At 61.8% G+C, this 17412-nt stretch carries 17 protein-coding genes; 11 read left to right on the top strand and 6 right to left on the bottom strand.

The window, feature by feature from the left end:
• Positions 1–93: 93 nt before the first annotated feature.
• The 4 genes from AB8B29_RS07405 (at position 94) to AB8B29_RS07390 (ending at position 4319) form a co-directional block, all read left to right on the top strand.
• Complete coding sequence (locus AB8B29_RS07405) at positions 94–990, top strand: alpha/beta fold hydrolase (protein WP_047556812.1); 897 nt, start codon at positions 94–96, stop codon at positions 988–990.
• Positions 991–1130: 140 nt separating this feature from the next.
• Positions 1131–1901, top strand: a complete 771-nt coding sequence (tpiA, locus tag AB8B29_RS07400) for a triose-phosphate isomerase (protein WP_047638179.1) — start codon at positions 1131–1133, stop codon at positions 1899–1901.
• 114 nt (positions 1902–2015) lie between these two features.
• Positions 2016–2546, top strand: coding sequence for a preprotein translocase subunit SecG (gene secG / locus AB8B29_RS07395; RefSeq protein WP_037202205.1), 531 nt, complete (start codon positions 2016–2018; stop codon positions 2544–2546).
• 144 nt (positions 2547–2690) lie between these two features.
• Positions 2691–4319, top strand: a complete 1629-nt coding sequence (locus tag AB8B29_RS07390; protein ID WP_037202202.1) for a CTP synthase — start codon at positions 2691–2693, stop codon at positions 4317–4319.
• On the opposite strand, the gene ftrA is transcribed toward AB8B29_RS07390, so the two are convergent.
• A complete protein-coding gene (ftrA, locus tag AB8B29_RS07385; RefSeq protein WP_037202817.1) occupies positions 4282–5298 on the bottom strand; it encodes a transcriptional regulator FtrA in 1017 nt (338 codons plus the stop codon). The two genes, AB8B29_RS07390 and ftrA, sit on opposite strands and share 38 nt — an antisense overlap.
• An 86-nt stretch (positions 5299–5384) precedes the next feature.
• Between ftrA and AB8B29_RS07380 the strand changes: the two genes are divergently transcribed.
• The 4 genes from AB8B29_RS07380 (at position 5385) to AB8B29_RS07365 (ending at position 9477) form a co-directional block, all read left to right on the top strand.
• Positions 5385–5777 (top strand): rhodanese-like domain-containing protein, encoded by a 393-nt coding sequence (locus tag AB8B29_RS07380; protein ID WP_037202200.1) that lies wholly within the window; start codon positions 5385–5387, stop codon positions 5775–5777.
• 143 nt (positions 5778–5920) lie between these two features.
• A complete protein-coding gene (locus tag AB8B29_RS07375) occupies positions 5921–6970 on the top strand; it encodes a HoxN/HupN/NixA family nickel/cobalt transporter (protein WP_037202198.1) in 1050 nt (349 codons plus the stop codon).
• A gap of 85 nt (positions 6971–7055) precedes the next feature.
• On the top strand, positions 7056–7589 hold the full coding sequence (locus tag AB8B29_RS07370) for a FecR domain-containing protein (protein ID WP_113118622.1): 534 nt from the start codon (positions 7056–7058) through the stop codon (positions 7587–7589).
• Between the two features lie 13 nt (positions 7590–7602).
• The gene (locus AB8B29_RS07365; RefSeq protein WP_113118621.1) at positions 7603–9477 is read left to right on the top strand and encodes an adenylate/guanylate cyclase domain-containing protein; all 1875 of its coding nucleotides are present in this window, start codon (positions 7603–7605) and stop codon (positions 9475–9477) included.
• Positions 9478–9488: 11 nt separating this feature from the next.
• Here the strand turns inward: AB8B29_RS07365 and AB8B29_RS07360 are convergent, their stop codons facing one another.
• Positions 9489–10088, bottom strand: a complete 600-nt coding sequence (locus AB8B29_RS07360) for a LysE family translocator (protein ID WP_037202192.1) — start codon at positions 10086–10088, stop codon at positions 9489–9491.
• 59 nt (positions 10089–10147) lie between these two features.
• On the opposite strand from AB8B29_RS07360, the gene AB8B29_RS07355 reads away from it, so the two are divergent.
• Positions 10148–11062 carry a LysR family transcriptional regulator gene (locus AB8B29_RS07355; protein WP_234903730.1) on the top strand — a complete coding sequence of 305 codons (915 nt, stop codon included), beginning with the start codon at positions 10148–10150 and terminating at the stop codon, positions 11060–11062.
• Between the two features lie 25 nt (positions 11063–11087).
• On the opposite strand, the gene AB8B29_RS07350 is transcribed toward AB8B29_RS07355, so the two are convergent.
• Positions 11088–12176 carry a citrate synthase/methylcitrate synthase gene (locus AB8B29_RS07350; protein ID WP_037202190.1) on the bottom strand — a complete coding sequence of 363 codons (1089 nt, stop codon included), beginning with the start codon at positions 12174–12176 and terminating at the stop codon, positions 11088–11090.
• 85 nt (positions 12177–12261) lie between these two features.
• Between AB8B29_RS07350 and AB8B29_RS07345 the strand changes: the two genes are divergently transcribed.
• Positions 12262–13395 carry a citrate synthase gene (locus AB8B29_RS07345; RefSeq protein ID WP_113118620.1) on the top strand — a complete coding sequence of 378 codons (1134 nt, stop codon included), beginning with the start codon at positions 12262–12264 and terminating at the stop codon, positions 13393–13395.
• A gap of 24 nt (positions 13396–13419) precedes the next feature.
• Here the strand turns inward: AB8B29_RS07345 and AB8B29_RS07340 are convergent, their stop codons facing one another.
• Both AB8B29_RS07340 and tehA read right to left on the bottom strand, forming a co-directional pair.
• The gene (locus tag AB8B29_RS07340; RefSeq protein WP_113118619.1) at positions 13420–13791 is read right to left on the bottom strand and encodes a VOC family protein; all 372 of its coding nucleotides are present in this window, start codon (positions 13789–13791) and stop codon (positions 13420–13422) included.
• Positions 13792–13822: 31 nt separating this feature from the next.
• The gene (gene tehA, locus AB8B29_RS07335) at positions 13823–14824 is read right to left on the bottom strand and encodes a dicarboxylate transporter/tellurite-resistance protein TehA (protein WP_113118618.1); all 1002 of its coding nucleotides are present in this window, start codon (positions 14822–14824) and stop codon (positions 13823–13825) included.
• A 271-nt stretch (positions 14825–15095) separates the two neighbouring features.
• Here tehA and gnd point away from each other — a divergent pair, with 271 nt between their 5' ends.
• Positions 15096–16121 (top strand): phosphogluconate dehydrogenase (NAD(+)-dependent, decarboxylating), encoded by a 1026-nt coding sequence (gnd, locus tag AB8B29_RS07330; RefSeq protein WP_113118617.1) that lies wholly within the window; start codon positions 15096–15098, stop codon positions 16119–16121.
• A 63-nt stretch (positions 16122–16184) separates the two neighbouring features.
• Here the strand turns inward: gnd and AB8B29_RS07325 are convergent, their stop codons facing one another.
• Positions 16185–17411, bottom strand: coding sequence for a molybdopterin molybdotransferase MoeA (locus AB8B29_RS07325; protein ID WP_439006340.1), 1227 nt, complete (start codon positions 17409–17411; stop codon positions 16185–16187).
• Position 17412 lies beyond the last annotated feature (1 nt).

Here is a 17412-nt window from a genome sequence, read left to right as displayed (position 1 = left end):
CGATGGCGCCCCATGAGGGGGCAGATTCAAAAAAGATTTGCGTTGCCGGGTGATGAATGGCAAGCCCGCAGGCTGATCGGAGGAAGTGTCCGCATGCGAATGTCCACAGCTCATTTGTCGATCCTGACCGCAATATCAAGCATCCTGCTTCTGGCGACAGCGTCTGTCGCTAGCGCGGACATGCTGAAACCCTTCAAGGATGAGCTGTTTTCCAATGAGACCGTTCTTGAAAGTCACGACAACGGCGCGTTCCAGACGATCGATTACCAGGAAATGCGGGATATCAACAGCCGCGACCAGATTCCCGAGAAGCGCGTCAAGCCGGCTTATGTCGATACCGGCGTCCGCTGGAAAGCCCAGCAGGACGAGACCCTGCAGCTCGGCGACCGCAAGCTTGACGTCACGCGGATCGGCCCGGCGTCGGGCCAGGCCTTCACCGTCATTTTCATTCACGGCCGCGGTGGCGACCGCCGGCTCGGCTCCAACGACGACACCTTCGGTGGCAACTTCAACCGGCTGAAGAACCTCGCCTATAGGAATGGCGGCACATATTATGCGCCGAGCGTCAAAGGCTTCGACAGCACCGGTGTCGCCGATATCGCGGCGTTGATCCGCTATTCCTATGAACAATCCGGCGGCAAGCCCGTCATCCTGACCTGCGCCTCCATGGGCAGCTTCGTCTGCTGGGGCATCACCCGCGATGCCGAAAGCGTCAAGCGCCTGAAGGGCATGGCGATTCTGAGCGGTGTGACGGACCCGGATTTCACAAAAAGCGCCTTCTACAAGGCAAAGCTGCCGCTATGGTTCACCCATGGCAGCAGAGACCCGGTCTATGCGGCGGCCGATCAGCAGGCCTTGTTCGAGAAGCTCTACAAGGCGCATTACCCGACACGTTTCACGCTTTTTGCCACAGGAAACCATGGCACGCCCGTGCGCATGACCGATTGGCGGAAGGTGCTGAACTGGATCGTCGATCCGCAAGCATCGTGAAACGCATCGGGCAATTCGATCTATTTTCCGGATAAGCAATTTTTCAAACGATTTTAACCCGTCCCGGCCCCATTCGATAACTTTCCTTTCCTCGACAGTTTTGTTAGGCCGACAGGTGGATCAAGGGGGAGAAGATCGGAATGACGAAGACCATACGGCCGCTTCTGGCCGGAAACTGGAAGATGAACGGCACGCGTGCGAGCCTCGATCAGATCAAGGCGATCGGAGACGGCGTCAAGACGCCGCTCTCGGACAAAATCGATACGTTGCTCTGCCCCCCGGCCACCTTGCTATACGTCGCGACCGCACTCTGCGACGACAGTCCGCTGGCGATCGGCGCCCAGGACTGCCACCAACAGGTCAGCGGCCCACATACCGGCGACATCTCAGCCGAGATGATCGCTGACTGCTTCGGCACCCATGTCATCGTCGGTCATTCCGAGCGGCGCAGGAATCACGCGGAAAGCGATATGCTGGTGCGCGCCAAGGCGCATGCGGCCCATGAGGCCGGGTTGACGGCCATCATCTGCCTCGGCGAAACTGCCTATGAGCACAATAGCGGCCAGACGCTTGATGTGCTGAAGCGGGAATTGGCGAGTTCGGTCCCGGACGATTCGACGGCGGAATCGACCGTGATCGCCTACGAGCCCGTGTGGGCGATCGGCAGCGGCCTAATTCCGACCCGCGAAAATATCGAGGAAGCCCATGGTTTCATCCGTTCCGAACTGGTCGAACGCTTCGGCAACGGCGGCGCGGGCATGCGCATCCTCTATGGCGGATCGGTCAGCGGCGCCAATGCCCGGGACCTTCTCGATATTCCCAACGTCAACGGCTTGCTTGTGGGTGGTCAAAGCTTGAAAGCGGTTGACTTCCTCGCCATTTATGCCGCATTCGAACGGCAGTTCGCCTGACGGACCCACTTGCCCGGACTTCCGGTGTCAAAAGGGCTTGGATTAGGCGAGAGCCTCATGTAAAGAGCCGCGAGCTTTTCTTTTTGATGCCCGCATGCGGGCAGGACTGGACCTATGCAAACCGTACTGCTTGTCATCTATCTCATGGTTGTTATCGCCCTTATCGGCGTGGTGCTGATTCAGCGCTCCGAGGGTGGCGGCCTTGGTATCGGCGGCGGATCGGGCTTCATGTCCGCGCGCGGTACGGCCAATGCGCTGACGCGCACCACCGCCATCCTGGCTGCGCTCTTCTTCGCACTGGCGCTCGGCATGAACGTGCTGTCGCGATTCGAATCGCGACCGACCGACATTCTCAACCGTATCCCGAGCACGGCGGGCCAGGGCAACGGCATTCTCGATTCGCTTGGCGGCCAGAAGGGTTCCGCGCCGGCAACGACGCAGCCGAAGCCGGCCGATAATAGCGGCGTTCCGAACAACGGCGCTGTTGCTCCCCAGTCGCAGGCGACGCCGCCTGCAACGACGAACCAGCCGGCAGCTGCAACGTCCGCGCAGCCGGCTCCAGCCGCCACCGGTCAGCAGACCGCGCCGGCGGCCACGGCGCCCGCGCCCGCCCAAAGCGGCGGCGACGTTCCGACCGGCAAGTAAGCCCGGTCGGCCCAAGATCATCCCCGGCAGGTCTTCGGATCTGCCGGTTTTGTTTTGTCGATATTCCGTCTTCTGTGTCCAAAATTCCGGAAACGAATTTTAGGGCTAGCGGAATCATTTGTGAAAAGGTATCCGGTGACTCCCATGGCGCGATATGTATTCATCACTGGCGGCGTGGTTTCTTCCCTCGGAAAAGGAATTGCGGCCGCGGCTCTCGGAGCGTTGTTGCAGGCTCGTGGTTATCGAGTCCGCCTGCGCAAACTCGATCCCTATTTGAACGTGGATCCGGGCACAATGAGCCCGACCCAGCACGGCGAGGTCTTCGTGACCGACGACGGAGCGGAAACCGACCTCGATCTCGGCCACTACGAGCGCTTTACCGGTCGCTCGGCCACCAAGACCGACAACATCACCACCGGTCGCATCTACAAGAACATCATCGACAAGGAACGCCGCGGCGACTATCTGGGCGCCACCGTTCAGGTCATTCCGCATGTCACCAACGAGATCAAGGATTTCGTCACCGAAGGCAATGACGACTATGATTTCGTCATTTGCGAGATCGGCGGCACCGTCGGCGACATCGAAGCTATGCCGTTCATGGAAGCGATACGCCAGCTCGGCAACGACCTGCCGCGCGGCACCGCAATCTACGTCCACCTGACGCTGATGCCCTATATTCCCGCGGCCGGCGAGCTGAAGACCAAGCCGACGCAGCATTCCGTCAAGGAACTGCAGGCACTCGGCATTCATCCCGACATTCTGCTCGTACGTGCGGATCGCGAGATTCCGGAAGCAGAGCGTCGCAAGCTTTCGCTGTTCTGCAACGTCCGTCCTTCGGCCGTCATTCAGGCGCTCGATGTCGCCAACATTTATGATGTGCCGATGGCCTACCACAAGGAAGGCCTCGACAACGAAGTGCTGGCCGCCTTCGGCATCGAGCCGGCGCCGAAGCCGCGCCTCGACCAGTGGGAAGAAGTCTGCAATCGCATCCGCACGCCGGAAGGCGAGGTGACCATCGCCATCGTTGGCAAGTATACCGGTCTTAAGGATGCCTATAAGTCGCTGATCGAAGCGCTGCATCACGGCGGCATCGCCAACCGGGTCAAGGTCAATCTCGAATGGATCGAATCCGAGGTCTTCGAAAAGGAAGATCCGGCGCCTTATCTCGAGAAGGTTCATGGCATTCTCGTGCCCGGCGGTTTCGGCGAGCGCGGCTCCGAAGGCAAGATCCTTGCAGCCCGGTTCGCGCGCGAGCGCAAGGTGCCTTATTTCGGCATCTGCTTCGGCATGCAGATGGCGGTCATCGAAGCGGCCCGCAACCTTGCCGGCGTCGAACATGCGTCGTCGACGGAATTTGGACCGACGCCAGAGCCGGTCGTCGGCCTGATGACCGAATGGCTGAAGGGCAATGAGCTGCAGAAGCGCACAAAATCCGGCGACCTCGGCGGCACCATGCGCCTCGGCGCCTACAAGGCGGCTCTCAAGAAGGGCACGAAGATTTCGGAGATCTACGGTTCGAACGACATCTCGGAGCGCCATCGCCACCGCTACGAAGTCAACGTCGATTACAAGGACAGGCTGGAAGACTGCGGTCTCGTCTTCTCCGGCATGTCACCAGACGGCGTCTTGCCGGAAACGGTCGAATATTCGGACCATCCCTGGTTCATCGGCGTCCAGTATCACCCGGAACTGAAATCCCGGCCGCTGGAACCGCATCCGCTGTTCTCCAGCTTCATCGAAGCGGCGACGGAACAGAGCCGGCTGGTTTAAGGGCGGCAAATCGCTTGCGGTAGTCGCTCGGGCTGACCGCAAGCCTCTCCCGAAAGTGATGGCGCATGGTGGCGAGCGATCCAAACCCGCTCGCGACGGCCACGTCATCAAGCGAAATGGCGGCCTGCTTTTCCAGCAGATCGCGAGCGCGACGCAACCTCTCTCCCAACAACCATTCGCCCGGCGACATGCCGGTGGTCGCCTCGAAGCGGCGCTGGAAGGTCCGCACGCTCATGCCGGCCCGTGCGGCGAGCGTGGCTATGGGCTGATCATCGTGCAGACGCTCGCGCATCCATTCGAGTAACGGCCCCAGCCGCGCGCCTTCGCGCTGCTTCAACACAGGGGTCTCGATGTACTGCGCTTGTCCGCCCTCGCGATGTGGAGGCACCACCAACCGACGCGCAACACTGTTGGCGACATCAGGTCCGAAATCCCTGCGCACGACATGTAAGCAGAGGTCGATCGCGGCAGCGCTTCCGGCGGCAGTCAGCACGCTATCCTCATCGACGTAAAGCACATCGGCATCGACGGTGATGTCCGGATAGCGCGCGGCGATCGAATCGACATAACGCCAATGCGTCGTCGCCTTGCGTCCGGCGAGCAGCCCGGCGGCGGCAAGGACGGCAACGCCCGAGCAGAGCGACATGATGCGTGTGCCCCGACTGCTGGCCGACTGCAGCTCAGCGATCAGAGGAGCGGGGACAGGCGTCCCGATCCCGCGCCAACCCGGCACGATGATCAGATCGGCGTCAGCAAGAACATCAAGCCCGCGATCAACCTGGACCGTGAGGCCGCCCGCGGCACGCAACGGGCCATCCTCGATAGCGCAAGCGGAAAAGCGGTACCAATCGTCACCCATCTCCGGCCGCGGCAGGCCGAAGATCTCATAGGCGACGCCGAATTCGAAGGTACAGAGCCCGTCATAGACGAGGGTGACGACATGCGGTCCGCGAAGCGACGATGTAAGAGCGTTTGGCATGATATTGACGTTATATGGCGTTTCGGCCAATTTCAACCGCCAGATGGTTAAGGCATGAATGCACCGAACCAGAGAAGGAGCGTTCCATGTCCCTAGTCAGTGAAATCCCCACCGCAGACCCGAACCTTGTCGCCGAGCACTATGCCCGGCGGCTCGCCTTCGAGACCGATTGCTCCGATGTGCGCCAGGCCATGACCTCAGGCAATATGGATTTCGTCCTGATCGACGTTCGCGGGCCGGCCCTGTTTCAGGAGCAACATATTCCCGGCGCGATCAATCTGCCGCATGGCAAGATGACTGCTCGCAAGATGGCGGAATGGCCCGACGATACGCTGTTCGTCGTCTATTGCGCCGGACCGCATTGCAACGGAACGGACAAGGCTGCTTTGCGCCTGGGCACGCTCGGCAGGCGGGTGAAGGTGATGATCGGCGGCATCACCGGCTGGGCAGATGAGGGGCATCCCTTCGAAAAGGGATGACAAGACGACGGGCTAACCCGGCTCAATGCCGGGCTTGCCCATTTTTACAACACTGCGAAAAACTTCGGCAGCTACGTCATTTGACTGTCGCGTCCTCTTGGTTTCCGTGGCACTGTGCGAGTAAGCATAACGGGAACAAAAGTATGATCCTCAATCCTTTTGACGATCGTGCCGAAAGGCCGAAAGCCAAGATTGCCTTCACCTTTGCGCTTCTGATCGCCTTCAACATTGCCGCCTGGACCTGGGCCTGGGTCGCTTTTTCAGACAGGCCGTCGCTGCTCGGCATTGCGTTTCTCGCCTATATGTTCGGCCTTCGCCATGCCTTCGATGCCGATCATATAGCGGCGATCGACAATGTCGTGCGCAAACTCATTCAGGAAAAGAAGCAGCCCTATGCGGTCGGCTTCTTCTTTTCCCTCGGCCATTCCTCGATCGTCGTGATCGCCTCGATCCTGATCGCCGCGACGGCGGCTGCCATGCAGAGCCGGCTCGATTCCTTCCACGATGTCGGCGGCGTCATCGGTACGACCGTCTCGGCGGTCTTCCTGCTCCTCATCGGCATCGCCAATCTCTTCGTGCTCAAGGGCGTATGGTCGGCCTTTAACCGGGCGCAGAGGGGCGAGAGGATCGCCGAGGAGGATCTGGACACGCTGCTCGCCGGCGGCGGCTTTTTGGCGCGCATCTTCCAACCCATGTTCAGGGTCGTGACCCGCTCCTGGCATATGTATCCGATCGGCTTTCTCTTCGGCCTCGGCTTCGACACGGCGACGGAAATCGGACTTCTCGGCATCTCCGCCGCACAAGCGGCGCAGGGCACATCGTTCTGGACGATCCTGGTTTTCCCGACGCTCTTCACCGCCGGCATGTCGCTGATGGATACACTCGACAGCGCGCTGATGACCGGCGCCTATGGATGGGCCTTCGTCAAACCCGTGCGCAAGCTCTGGTACAATCTGACGATAACAGCCGCTTCCGTCGTCGTCGCCATCTTCATCGGCGGCATCGAGGCGCTGGGGCTTATCTCGGACAAGCTCGGCCTCGAGGGCGGTTTCTGGCGCTTCATCGGCGAACTCAACGACAATCTTGCCAATTTCGGATTCGCGGTCGTCGGTATTTTCCTGCTGAGCTGGCTGGTTTCGACAGTGCTCTATAAGGCCGGAGGGTATGACAGCTTGCAGATCAACCGCTCCTGACGCATCATCGATGCCAAGGATCGAAAATGCCGTGACTGGAAATCGTCGTGTGCGGCCCCAGTTACATGCAGGAGGGGCCACGATCATGATCCAGACAAGCGATATTCTCGGTGTTGCGCTGGCGGCAGGCGTTCTGTTCATCATCGGCGCTGACCAGGTCTACGCGCAGGCCGCCGCCAACTGCTCGCCGCGGCCGGCCGTCAGCGCTGAGCGCCAAACCCTGAAGTGCGAACCGGGGCTTAGCATCACTGTTGAGCGCGGCGCACACTACCGGCTTGCCGATCGGAATCACGATGGTCGGGTTGATGCTATCGTGCTCAACAACAAGGCGGTGCTGATCGATGTCGACAGCAATCATGTTCAAGGCGGGTTCGAGGTGGTGACGCCGCAGGCCATCGCTGCCGTCCGCGGCACGCGATGGGCGGTCGACGCGCAGCGTGGCAAGACTTCCGTACTGGTGTTGCGCGGCCGCGTCGCGGTCAACAAGGTTTCGACCGGGGAAGGCGTCACGCTCGGGCAAGGGCAGGGCGTCGATGCCGACCGCAGCCGCTCCCCCTTGCATGTCACAGCCTGGGGACAGCCACGCATAAACGCATTGATGGCTCGCCTCGGCCAGTGAGATTCTGACGCCCATGCGCAGACCGCCGCCGCAGACGCTGATTGCGCTCATCTTGACTGCTCTCTGGGGTCTGGGCCTCGGCGTCATGCATCTGCATGGCGACATTCCCTTTATCGACGGCGCGGAGGCGACGCTGACGAATCTCAGGAATGCGGTTGGCGGCAGCCGCAAACCGCCCGATGTCGTCACTATCGTCGCCATCGACGATGAGACGTCGCGGGTGGCGGGACATTACCCGCTGCCCCGCGCCACGCTCGCCAAAATCATCGATGCCATCGCCGCCCTAGGGCCGAAAACCATCGCGCTCGACATGCTTTTGCTCGATCCCGGCGATGAGGCCGGCGATGCGGCACTGGAGCAATCCCTCAAGCGGACCAGTGCCGTGCTCGCCGCCGCCGGCATCTTTCCCGAAAGCCGCCAGCGCGTTGTCGATGACAGCAAGGAACCTCTTGCTCGCGTGCCCAGCGCACTGCAATTCCTCGAGCCGCAGAAGCGGTTCGCAGATGCCGCAAGCTACGGCGTCGTCAACGTACAGACCGACAAGACGGGAACGCCGCGCTTCTTGCCCATGCTGTTTCGCAGCGGCGAGCGGATCGAATCGTCCTTCTCGCTGCGCGTCGCTTCCGCGGCGACCGGCGAGCACACGACAGTCATCTCCGACCAGATCAAGATCGGTGACCGTTCCGTCCATACCGATAGTGGCTATCTCATGCCGCTCTCGTTCTATGGCCCGCGCGGCACGATCCGCACCATCAGCGCCAGCGCGGCGCTGAACGGGCAGCTGCCGGAGGAGGCCATCCGGGATCATATCGTCGTCATCGGCGCGACCGTTACGGGCGGCGGTGATGTCTTTCCGACACCCTTCGATCCGGTACTGCCGGGCGTCGAAGTCATCTCCACCTCGATCACGCATCTGATCGCCGGGGATGGCCTGGTGCGCGATCGCGGCGTTCGTTTCATCGACCTCTATTTCGCCGTCGGTCTGCCGGTCCTCGTTGTCAGCCTGCTCTCCTGGCGACGCAACACCATCGGCCTTATCATGGCACTTTGCGTCGTCCTTGCCTGGCTGGCGATCAACGTCAACGTCTTCAAACATGGGATCTGGCTGAGCGCCGCCCTGCCGATCGCAGCGACGGTGCCGCCGGCTCTGCTCTTCGGCGCAGCCCAGCTTTGGCTCGGCCGCAGACAGGCCGGGCGCTTCGCTGAGCAGAGCGAACTGCTGCAGCGCATCCAGGCGCCCGGTCTTGCCGAACACCTTGCCCGCGATCCCGGCTTTCTCGCAGCGCCGGTGCATCAGGAAGCGGCGGTGGTCTTCATTGATATCAACGGCTTCACGGGTCTTAGCGAGACGATCGGCCCCACGGCCGTGCGGGACTTGCTGAACGGCTTTTACTATCTTGTCGACGAGGAAGTGACGGCCAGTGGCGGCGCCATCACCAGCTTCATGGGTGACGGCGCCATGATCCTCTTCGGCCTACCGCAGCCGAAGCGAGCCGACCCCGCCAATGCGGCGCGCTGTTGCATTCGTCTTGCCGACCGGATGAGAGGCTGGCTCGCAGCGATGCCGCCGGCAACCGCATCCCGCATCGGCTTCAAGATCGGCGCGCATTTCGGCACCATCGTCGCCTCCAGGCTCGGCGGTGGCGGCCGCCAACAGATTACGGCGACCGGCGACACGGTCAACATAGCAAGCCGCCTGATGGAGGTGGCCGCCCGCAATCGCGCCGAGATCGCCATCAGCAATGACCTGCTTCATTCCGCCGGCCGCGACAGCGTGCCCTTTATGGAAGGCAAGCTCGACGGCCCGATCGAAACAAAATTGCGCGGCCGCGCCGGGTCCTTGGCCATATGGCTCTGGCGCGGCAGGCATGATGCGGAACGTCCTTAAGATTTCAGGCTTCATCCGCGCCACATGGGGATAATTGATATCACGAGCAGGCAGGCGAGTGAGATATTGAGCACGCGCCATTGCCACGCCGTTTTCAGAAAACGCCCGAGCATCTGTCCGAGAACGCACCAGACCGCCAGCGAGAATGCGGCGACGAGGCAGAAGGTCAGGCCAAGCAGGATCGCGAGGGTGGTGGGACTGCCCGCCAGAGCGGCGAATGAGGCGGCCGCGCCGACCGTCATCGCCCAACCCTTCGGATTGTGCCACAACATCCAGACACCGGCGATAAAGCTCGTGGGCTTCGTCATCCGACCGGCGCCATGTGGCTGGCCGCTTCTGCCGATCCGTACTGCGAGCCAGATCAGATAGAGCGAGCCGAGCGTCTTCATTGCGATCTGCAAGACGGGCAGGGCTATCAAGACGCCGCCAAGTCCGGCCGCCGCCACACTGGCCATGGAGCCGAGGCCGAAGGCGAAACCGGTCATGACGGGTATCGACCGGCGAAAGCCGAAATGCGCGCCGGAAGCGGTCGCGAGTGTCGTCGCGCCACCCGGTGTTATGGTCGAGACGAGCGCAAACAGGATCAGCGGCAACAGGGATTCGATGGTCATTCCAGCCTTTCTCCAATTCAGGAAAAGGAATAGGCAAGCAGCACCCACCAGGAAATCGAATGTTGAAGGAGGAGAGCATTAGCATCTATAATGCCCTTATGGTCCGAAACTTCGATATCACCCTCATCAGAACCTTCACCGCTGTTGCCGATCAAGGCAGCATGACCATCGCTGCCAACATGCTGCACCTGACGCAAGGCGCCGTCAGCCAGCAGATCAAGCGGCTGGAGGATATGCTGGGATGTGCCTTGTTCGAGAGAGACAAGCGCGGCTTGCGGCTCACCGATGCGGGTGAGCGGCTGCTCGGCAATGCCCGCCGTCTGCTGCTGCTGAACGACGATATCTGGGCCGACATGACCGAACTGACGATCCAGGGAAGCGTCCGGCTCGGCGTTCCCTATGATCTCGTCGGGGCAACGCTGGCGCCGGTGCTGAAATCCTATGCCGAGCGTCACCCGCAGGTAGAGATTTCGCTGGTCTGCGCCTCGTCGCCGGAGCTGCTGGCGGAACTGGAGAAGGGCACCATCGACCTCTGCGTCGTCGAAGAACAGTTCGGTGCATCGCGAGGCGAATGCCTGAGTGTCGAGCGGCTGGTTTGGGTGGGTGCGAAGGCCGGCAACGCCTATCGCAAGGTGCCGCTGCCGATCTCGATGGTGGCTGATACCTGCGCTTTCCGCTCATCCGTATTCGCGGCGTTGAGCAATGACGGGCGACGCTGGCGGACGGTGTTCGAGAACGGCAATATCGAGGCCACCACCGCGACCGTGCGCACGGATCTGGCTGTTACCGCCTGGCTTGCTTCCACCGTCCCGGCCGATCTCGACATTCTCTCCGTCGAGGAGGGCTTGCCCGAGCTGCCGGTTTTCGCGATCAACCTGCATTTGCCCAAAGGGGACGCCACACCGCAGGCTCTGGAGCTCGCCCGCCATATTCGCGAGGGACTGATGCGGCCGCGTCAATCCGCGGCCGCCTGAGCGTCGATCGGCCCTGATAAGCCTCTTATGCTGCCTTCGGCAGAGGGCCGACATAGCGCGACTGCGGGCGGATGAGACGCCCGTCGAGCGTCTGCTCACGCGCATGAGCAATCCAGCCAACGGTACGGCCGATTGCAAAGACGCCGGTGAAGGCATTGCGCGGGAAGCCGAGAGCATCGAGCAGCAGGGCCGTGTAGTATTCGACATTAACGTCCAGCGGCCGATCCGGCTTGCGCTCCTTGAGCAGGGTGAGCGCCGCCGCCTCGATTGCTTCTGCCAGCGCGATGCGTCCGGCATCCGCCTGACCGCTCTCGAAGATCGGCTTCAGCGCTGTTTTCAATGCATCGGCACGCGGGTCGCGAACACGATAGATGCGATGGCCGAAACCCATCAACCGCTCGCCATGATCCAGCGCATGCGACAGCCAGGCCCGAGCATTCTCCGGCTTGCCCACTCCATCAAGCATGTCGAGGACCGGGCCGGGGGCACCACCGTGCAACGGACCCTTGAGGGCGCTGATCGCCGCCAGCACGGAAGAGGTCAGGCCGGCATGGGTCGAGGCGATGACACGCGAAGCGAATGTCGATGCATTGAGGCCATGATCGGAAATCGTCACGAGATAGGCGTCCAGCCCGGCCGTCTGCTCGGCCGTCGGCACACGACCCGCAAGCATGCGCAGGATGTCCGCGGATTGGGACAATGAAGCATCCGGCTTGATCGGCGCATCGCCCTTCTGCAGCCGCAATACGGCCGGCAGGAAGACGGCCGGCGCGGCCATCAGGCTGATAGCGCTGGCAAAATCCTCGCCATCCTCGATCCGTGCCAGCAGAGCCCGTACCGCATCCACCGGCGGCAAAGCGAGCAATACGGCATCGGCCGCATCGACATGAGCGAAGAGGGCAACGCGGGCCGCACCAAGCTGGGTTCTGATGGACGCCGCATCGAAATGTTCATCGAACAGGCCATCGAGCAGCAGCGCCGCGACATCCTCGAAGCGGCTGGTCGCCACCAGATCATCGAGCGACACGCCGCGTATGATCAGCCGGCCGGCCGCGCCATCGACATCGGATAGCTTGGTTTCTGCGGCAATGACATCTTCAAGACCACTTTTCATCACTGTTCTCCTTTGACTATCCACTTAGATCGGGCCTATTTTTATTGACGTCAATCTTGATGCAATTAATCAATATGAGGGAATGATGAGCTGGTTGACGGCGGAGCAGGCGCTGCACCTGCTGGGAACGAAATCACAGACGCTTTACGCCAATGTCAGTCGCGGCCGCATTCGTGCGAAGCCGGACCCGGCGGATACGCGACGCAGCCTCTATTTCGCTGACGATGTGAAGCGGCTGGCAACTCGCCATGCCGGCCGGCGCAAGACCGAGGCGGTCGCCGCCGAGGCCATCCAGTGGGGTGATCCGGTATTGCCTTCGGCGCTGTCGACGGTTTCGAGCGGGCGGCTTTTCTATCGCGGGCAGGATGCAACGATACTTGCCGAGAGCGCGGCCCTTGAAGAGATCGCGCTGCTGCTCTGGGACATGAAACGTCCATTGCGGCTGGAGGAGGGTGAGACCCAACGCACGCCTCCATCCCTGAATGCCGCGTTCTCGGCGCTGGCCGAACGCGCGACAAGCGACCTGCCGTCACTCGGGCGCTCGCTGCCGGCGTTGCAGCGCGAGGCCGAAAGTGTCTTCAGCACCGTCGCCGAGGCACTGGCGCCGGGCGCGTCGGGCTTGCCTCTGCATCAACGTCTCGCCGTTGCATGGGATCGTCCAGACGCAGCGGATCTCATACGCCGCTGTTTCGTGCTGCTTGCGGATCACGAGTTGAATGCCTCGACCTTCACGGCGCGAATCACGGCTTCCGCCGGCGCGACATTATCCGCAGCCACCTTGTCCGGCCTGTCGACGCTGACCGGTCCGCTGCACGGCGGTGCCTGGCAGAGCGTGCGCTCGCTGATCGCCCGAGCGGCTACGATCGGCGCGGAGGAGGCGGTGCGCAGCTACCTGTCTGAAGGGCGGCCTTTGCCGGCTTTCGGTCATCCGCTCTATCCGGATGTCGATGCCCGCGCCGAAGCACTGCTTCATTGCTTCACGCTGCCGCCCTTGTTTGCCAGGGTTCGCGATGTCGGCGAGCAGCTGGTCGGCGAACGCGTCAATGTTGACTTTGCCCTGACGGCGATGGTCCACGCCTATCACCTGCCACAGGATGCGCCATTGATCATCTTTGCGCTCGCCCGCACCGTGGGCTGGCTGGCACATGCGATGGAGCAGGCGACGAGCGGGCGTCTCATTCGGCCGCGTGCGCGCTATGTCGGGCCGCCGGTGCAATAGCGCGCCGCATGGAGGCCACGACGCTTAGCTCACCGCCAGGTGACAAACCGCTTCGATATTATGGCCGTCCGGATCGAGGATGAAAGCCCCGTAGTAATTGGGATGATAGTGAGCGCGGACACCCGGCGCTCCGTTATCCACGCCGCCGGCGACAAGCGCGGCTTGGTGGAACCTATCGACGATTTCCCTGCTTTGGGCAGCAAAGGCGACATGTGCGCCGGTCTGTGGTGTAGCGCACTGGCCGATCCAGAAGAATGCCTTTGGTCTGATCCCATAGCCCGCAAAGGTCTCGCCTTCGGCATAAAGGCGTTCGATGCCGAGAGGGTGCAATATCGCATCGTAGAACATCCTGGATCGTTCTAGAGCAAGGACACCGATCGTCACGTGGTCCAGCATATTAGCTCCTGACTGGTAGACACAGACATCATCAACCCTGGCCGATGGCGCCGGCATCGCGAGGCGGGAGATCCGTCCAGCCGATAACCAGCTTGCGGCTGACGATCAGCCGGATCGTTGCCACGGCGACGATACCGACGACGATGTTGGCCGCGATGAAGACGATCGGGGCGAGCTGTGAGACAGGACCGGTATCTCCGCGCTCGATCAATCGCATCGGAGCGGTCGCGAGCGCGGTGGCACCGAAGGAAAAGGCCCAATATGCCGGGCTGAAGGCTTCCTTCGTGATCCACGGCAGCAGGCGAATCATGATCAGAGCCTGCAGCAGACCGTAGCCGATCATCGCGTGCACAAGAATATCGGTCGGCCCCTGTATAACGCCGATATAGGCGAGCGCACCGACCGCCGGCGGCGCCAACTGGATCCCGAGCGTCGGCCGCAACGGCAGGGGCAGTGCCGGTCCAGTCAACAGACGATGCAGCAGGGCGGATTCGATCGCGAGCCAGGCAAAGAAGCCAGCGCCGAAGAAAAGCTTAGCCCATTCGGGAAAGCCGAGGGCGGCGCCGACGATGGCGGTAACGAAGCTTCCGGCCACGCTCGGCAGATAAAGCACTGCGGTCGTTGTCGCGATATCGCGCTCGCCTTGCCACAGGCCGCCGGTTCGCCAGACCGAGAAGGCAAGGGTATAGGCTGCGCCGATTAGGAAGATAGTTTCGGCGCCGATGCGCGAATAGGGCAACAACCCTGCGGCGACGAGCATGGTCGCCACCCCGACCAGACCGATGAAGCAGCACTGGACAGGATGGGCCACCTCCTTGAAGGCTTCCTCGCGGGCCACCATCCATTTCAACAGGTAGAGCAAGATCAGCATCAACCAGACGGCGACAGCGACAAAGGTCAGCACCTCGCCGATCACGGCCGGCAACTGCCAGATGCGTGCCCCGACGCGCCAGGCATTGGCAAGCCCGGAAAGGCCCAAAACCATGCCGAAGAATGCAGCCGGAACCAACGGCAATTTCAGAGACGCAGCCATATGCCTCCTTTGACGCTTCACGGTGAGCGCCACCTACAGAGAATTAAGCAAAGAACCCCGGAACGCCGCTGAACTTATCAATAGGGGCCAGAGCGCAAAATACAGCTTTCGTCGGAGACGGCAAAGCGCGATCACAGATGCGTGAGGACAGTAAATTTTCTCCGCTGTCTGGCCCACGCATAGCTCGCCCGTCATTTGTTCATTGGAAAATCCTGCGAAATGTCTCTATTGAGTATTCAAAACGATTAAAACCGTCCTAGGAGACTGACATATGCAAATCGGAATGATTGGCCTTGGCCGCATGGGCAACAACATGGTGCAGCGCCTGATGAAGGGCGGCCACAGCGCGGTTGTTTTCGATGCGCGTGCGGAAAGCATCACGGCGCTCGAGCAGCTTGGCGCCACCGGCAGCAAGTCGCTCGAAGATTTCGTATCGAAGCTCGCCAAGCCGCGCGTCGTTTGGCTGATGCTGCCGGCTGCGATCGTCGATCAGGAGTTGGCGGCAATCGTACCACTGCTCGAGGAAGGCGACATCGTCATTGACGGGGGCAACTCCTATTATCATGACGACATTCGCCGCGCCGAGGAGCTGAAGTCCAAGGGCATTCATTATGCCGACGTTGGCACGAGCGGCGGCGTTTTCGGCCTGCAGCGCGGCTATTGCCTGATGATCGGCGGCGAGAAGGAAACGGTCGAACACCTCTCGCCGATCTTCGCGACCCTTGCACCCGGTGTCGGCGACGTCCTTCCCTCGAAGCAGCGCTCCGAGGAAGCCTCCAGGAACAGCACTGCGGAGCAGGGCTATCTGCATTGCGGCCCGTCCGGCGCCGGCCACTTCGTCAAGATGGTCCATAACGGCATCGAATACGGCCTGATGGCTGCCTATGCCGAAGGCCTGAACGTATTGCGCCACGCCAATGTCGGCAAGCTGGACGCCGAGAAGGACGCGGAAACCGCGCCGATCGCCCATCCGCAATATTATCAGTACGATCTCGATATCGCCGAAATCAGCGAAGTCTGGCGTCGCGGCAGCGTGATCACCTCCTGGCTGCTCGACCTCACTGCCGATGCGCTGCATGGCGACGCCGCCTTGTCGCAATATGCCGGCCGCGTTTCGGATTCAGGCGAGGGCCGCTGGACGATTTCGGCCGCGATCGACGAAGGTGTGCCGACGCCGGTGCTCAGCGCCGCCCTCTATGGCCGCTTCGCCTCGCGCGGCAATGACGATTACGCCAATAAGGTTTTGTCCGCGATGCGCGCCGGCTTCGGCGGTCATCATGAGAAGCCTGGCAAGTAATCCACGGGGTTTGCTGAAATATGAGCCGGGTGGGTCAAGCCTCCGGGCTTTTCCTTGCCCGGCTCAACCTAGCAGGTCCGGCCGTAGTACTATGACTGGGCAGGGCGAGCCGACGGCAAGTTCCGGCGCATGCGGCGGGCGAACGACAAGGCAATCGGCGCGCGAAAAGACCTTCATCATCGAAGAATCCTGCCTGGAGAAAGGCTCGACGAGCCAGCCGCCGTCGGCAGTCTTCGTCAGGGTTGCGCGCATATAATCCTGGCGCTGATCGTTCGCCACAATGGGGGCGGCCGCCTTCGCGACGCCGTCGCGCTTCACCGGCGGCAAGGACGCGAGCTTGCGGATCAAGGGTTCGAGAAACAGCAACCCGCAAACCAGGCTGGAGACGGGATTGCCCGGCAGACCGAGGACATGGGTTTCGCCGAGACTGCCGACCATCAAAGGTTTGCCGGGACGCATGGCAATGCGCCAGAAATCGAGCTGCATGCCGGCGGCAATCATGGTCGCTTGCACGAGGTCATGATCGCCGACAGAGGCGCCGCCGAGCGTGACGATGATATCGGCCTTCGCGACCCGCGCGCGGCCGATCGCGGCGGTGATTTCATCGCTATCGTCAGGAACAATGCCGAGATCCAGCACATGGGCGCCGGCATTGCGTGCCAGCGCCGCAATGCCGAACGTGTTCGACGCAACGATCTGCGAAGCACCCGGCTCGCTGCCGGGCACCACCAGCTCGTCGCCGGTCGCAAGGATTGCAACCAGAGGTCGGCGATAGACATCCAGCGCCGGATGATTCATGGCGGCGGCAACGGTAAGCCGGGAGAAATCCATCACGGTGCCGGCGGACAGCACGACCTCACCCTCGAGGAAATCCTGGCCACGCGGGCGTATATGCTGCCCCTGGCGGATTGGATAGGTGGTGCGAATGCGATCGCCTTCCAGGCGTCCCGCATCCTCCTGCAGGAGCACCGAATCTGCTCCCGCCGGTACCGGCGCGCCGGTGAAGATGCGTACAGTCTCGCCCTTGCCGACTGTTCCTTCGAAGGCATGGCCAGCGGCAGAAGCGCCGATGATCTGCAGTTCCGAGCCTGGCGTTGCCGCATCCTCGAAACGGAGGGCATAGCCATCCATAGCAGAGGCATCGAAGGGCGGCTGCGTCAGGCGCGCTGCCAGATCCCTGGCCAACACCCTACCGTCCGCCATATCGAGCGGAACGCTTTCGAAACGATGAAGCGGCGTCGCACTGTTCAGCAGGCGCGCTTGTGCTTCGGCAACGGGTAACAGGCTCATG

Origin of the sequence: Rhizobium sp. 11_C7_N12_5, from assembly GCF_051811145.1 — a bacterium.
In the GTDB taxonomy this organism is placed as follows: Bacteria; Pseudomonadota; Alphaproteobacteria; order Rhizobiales; family Rhizobiaceae; genus Rhizobium; species Rhizobium lusitanum.
This window is presented reverse-complemented; position numbering and strand designations above follow the sequence as displayed.

Excerpts from the sequence above, each read along its gene's own strand:
- AB8B29_RS07405 (WP_047556812.1), top strand. The coding sequence starts at position 94 with ATGCGAATGTCCACAGCTCATTTGTCGATCCTGACCGCAATATCAAGC.
- tpiA (WP_047638179.1), top strand. The coding sequence starts at position 1,131 with ATGACGAAGACCATACGGCCGCTTCTGGCCGGAAACTGGAAGATGAAC.
- secG (WP_037202205.1), top strand. The coding sequence starts at position 2,016 with ATGCAAACCGTACTGCTTGTCATCTATCTCATGGTTGTTATCGCCCTT.
- AB8B29_RS07390 (WP_037202202.1), top strand. The coding sequence starts at position 2,691 with ATGGCGCGATATGTATTCATCACTGGCGGCGTGGTTTCTTCCCTCGGA.
- ftrA (WP_037202817.1), bottom strand. The coding sequence starts at position 5,298 with ATGCCAAACGCTCTTACATCGTCGCTTCGCGGACCGCATGTCGTCACC.
- AB8B29_RS07380 (WP_037202200.1), top strand. The coding sequence starts at position 5,385 with ATGTCCCTAGTCAGTGAAATCCCCACCGCAGACCCGAACCTTGTCGCC.
- AB8B29_RS07375 (WP_037202198.1), top strand. The coding sequence starts at position 5,921 with ATGATCCTCAATCCTTTTGACGATCGTGCCGAAAGGCCGAAAGCCAAG.
- AB8B29_RS07370 (WP_113118622.1), top strand. The coding sequence starts at position 7,056 with ATGATCCAGACAAGCGATATTCTCGGTGTTGCGCTGGCGGCAGGCGTT.
- AB8B29_RS07365 (WP_113118621.1), top strand. The coding sequence starts at position 7,603 with ATGCGCAGACCGCCGCCGCAGACGCTGATTGCGCTCATCTTGACTGCT.
- AB8B29_RS07360 (WP_037202192.1), bottom strand. The coding sequence starts at position 10,088 with ATGACCATCGAATCCCTGTTGCCGCTGATCCTGTTTGCGCTCGTCTCG.
- AB8B29_RS07355 (WP_234903730.1), top strand. The coding sequence starts at position 10,148 with ATGTTGAAGGAGGAGAGCATTAGCATCTATAATGCCCTTATGGTCCGA.
- AB8B29_RS07350 (WP_037202190.1), bottom strand. The coding sequence starts at position 12,176 with ATGAAAAGTGGTCTTGAAGATGTCATTGCCGCAGAAACCAAGCTATCC.
- AB8B29_RS07345 (WP_113118620.1), top strand. The coding sequence starts at position 12,262 with ATGAGCTGGTTGACGGCGGAGCAGGCGCTGCACCTGCTGGGAACGAAA.
- AB8B29_RS07340 (WP_113118619.1), bottom strand. The coding sequence starts at position 13,791 with ATGCTGGACCACGTGACGATCGGTGTCCTTGCTCTAGAACGATCCAGG.
- tehA (WP_113118618.1), bottom strand. The coding sequence starts at position 14,824 with ATGGCTGCGTCTCTGAAATTGCCGTTGGTTCCGGCTGCATTCTTCGGC.
- gnd (WP_113118617.1), top strand. The coding sequence starts at position 15,096 with ATGCAAATCGGAATGATTGGCCTTGGCCGCATGGGCAACAACATGGTG.
- AB8B29_RS07325 (WP_439006340.1), bottom strand. The coding sequence starts at position 17,411 with ATGAGCCTGTTACCCGTTGCCGAAGCACAAGCGCGCCTGCTGAACAGT.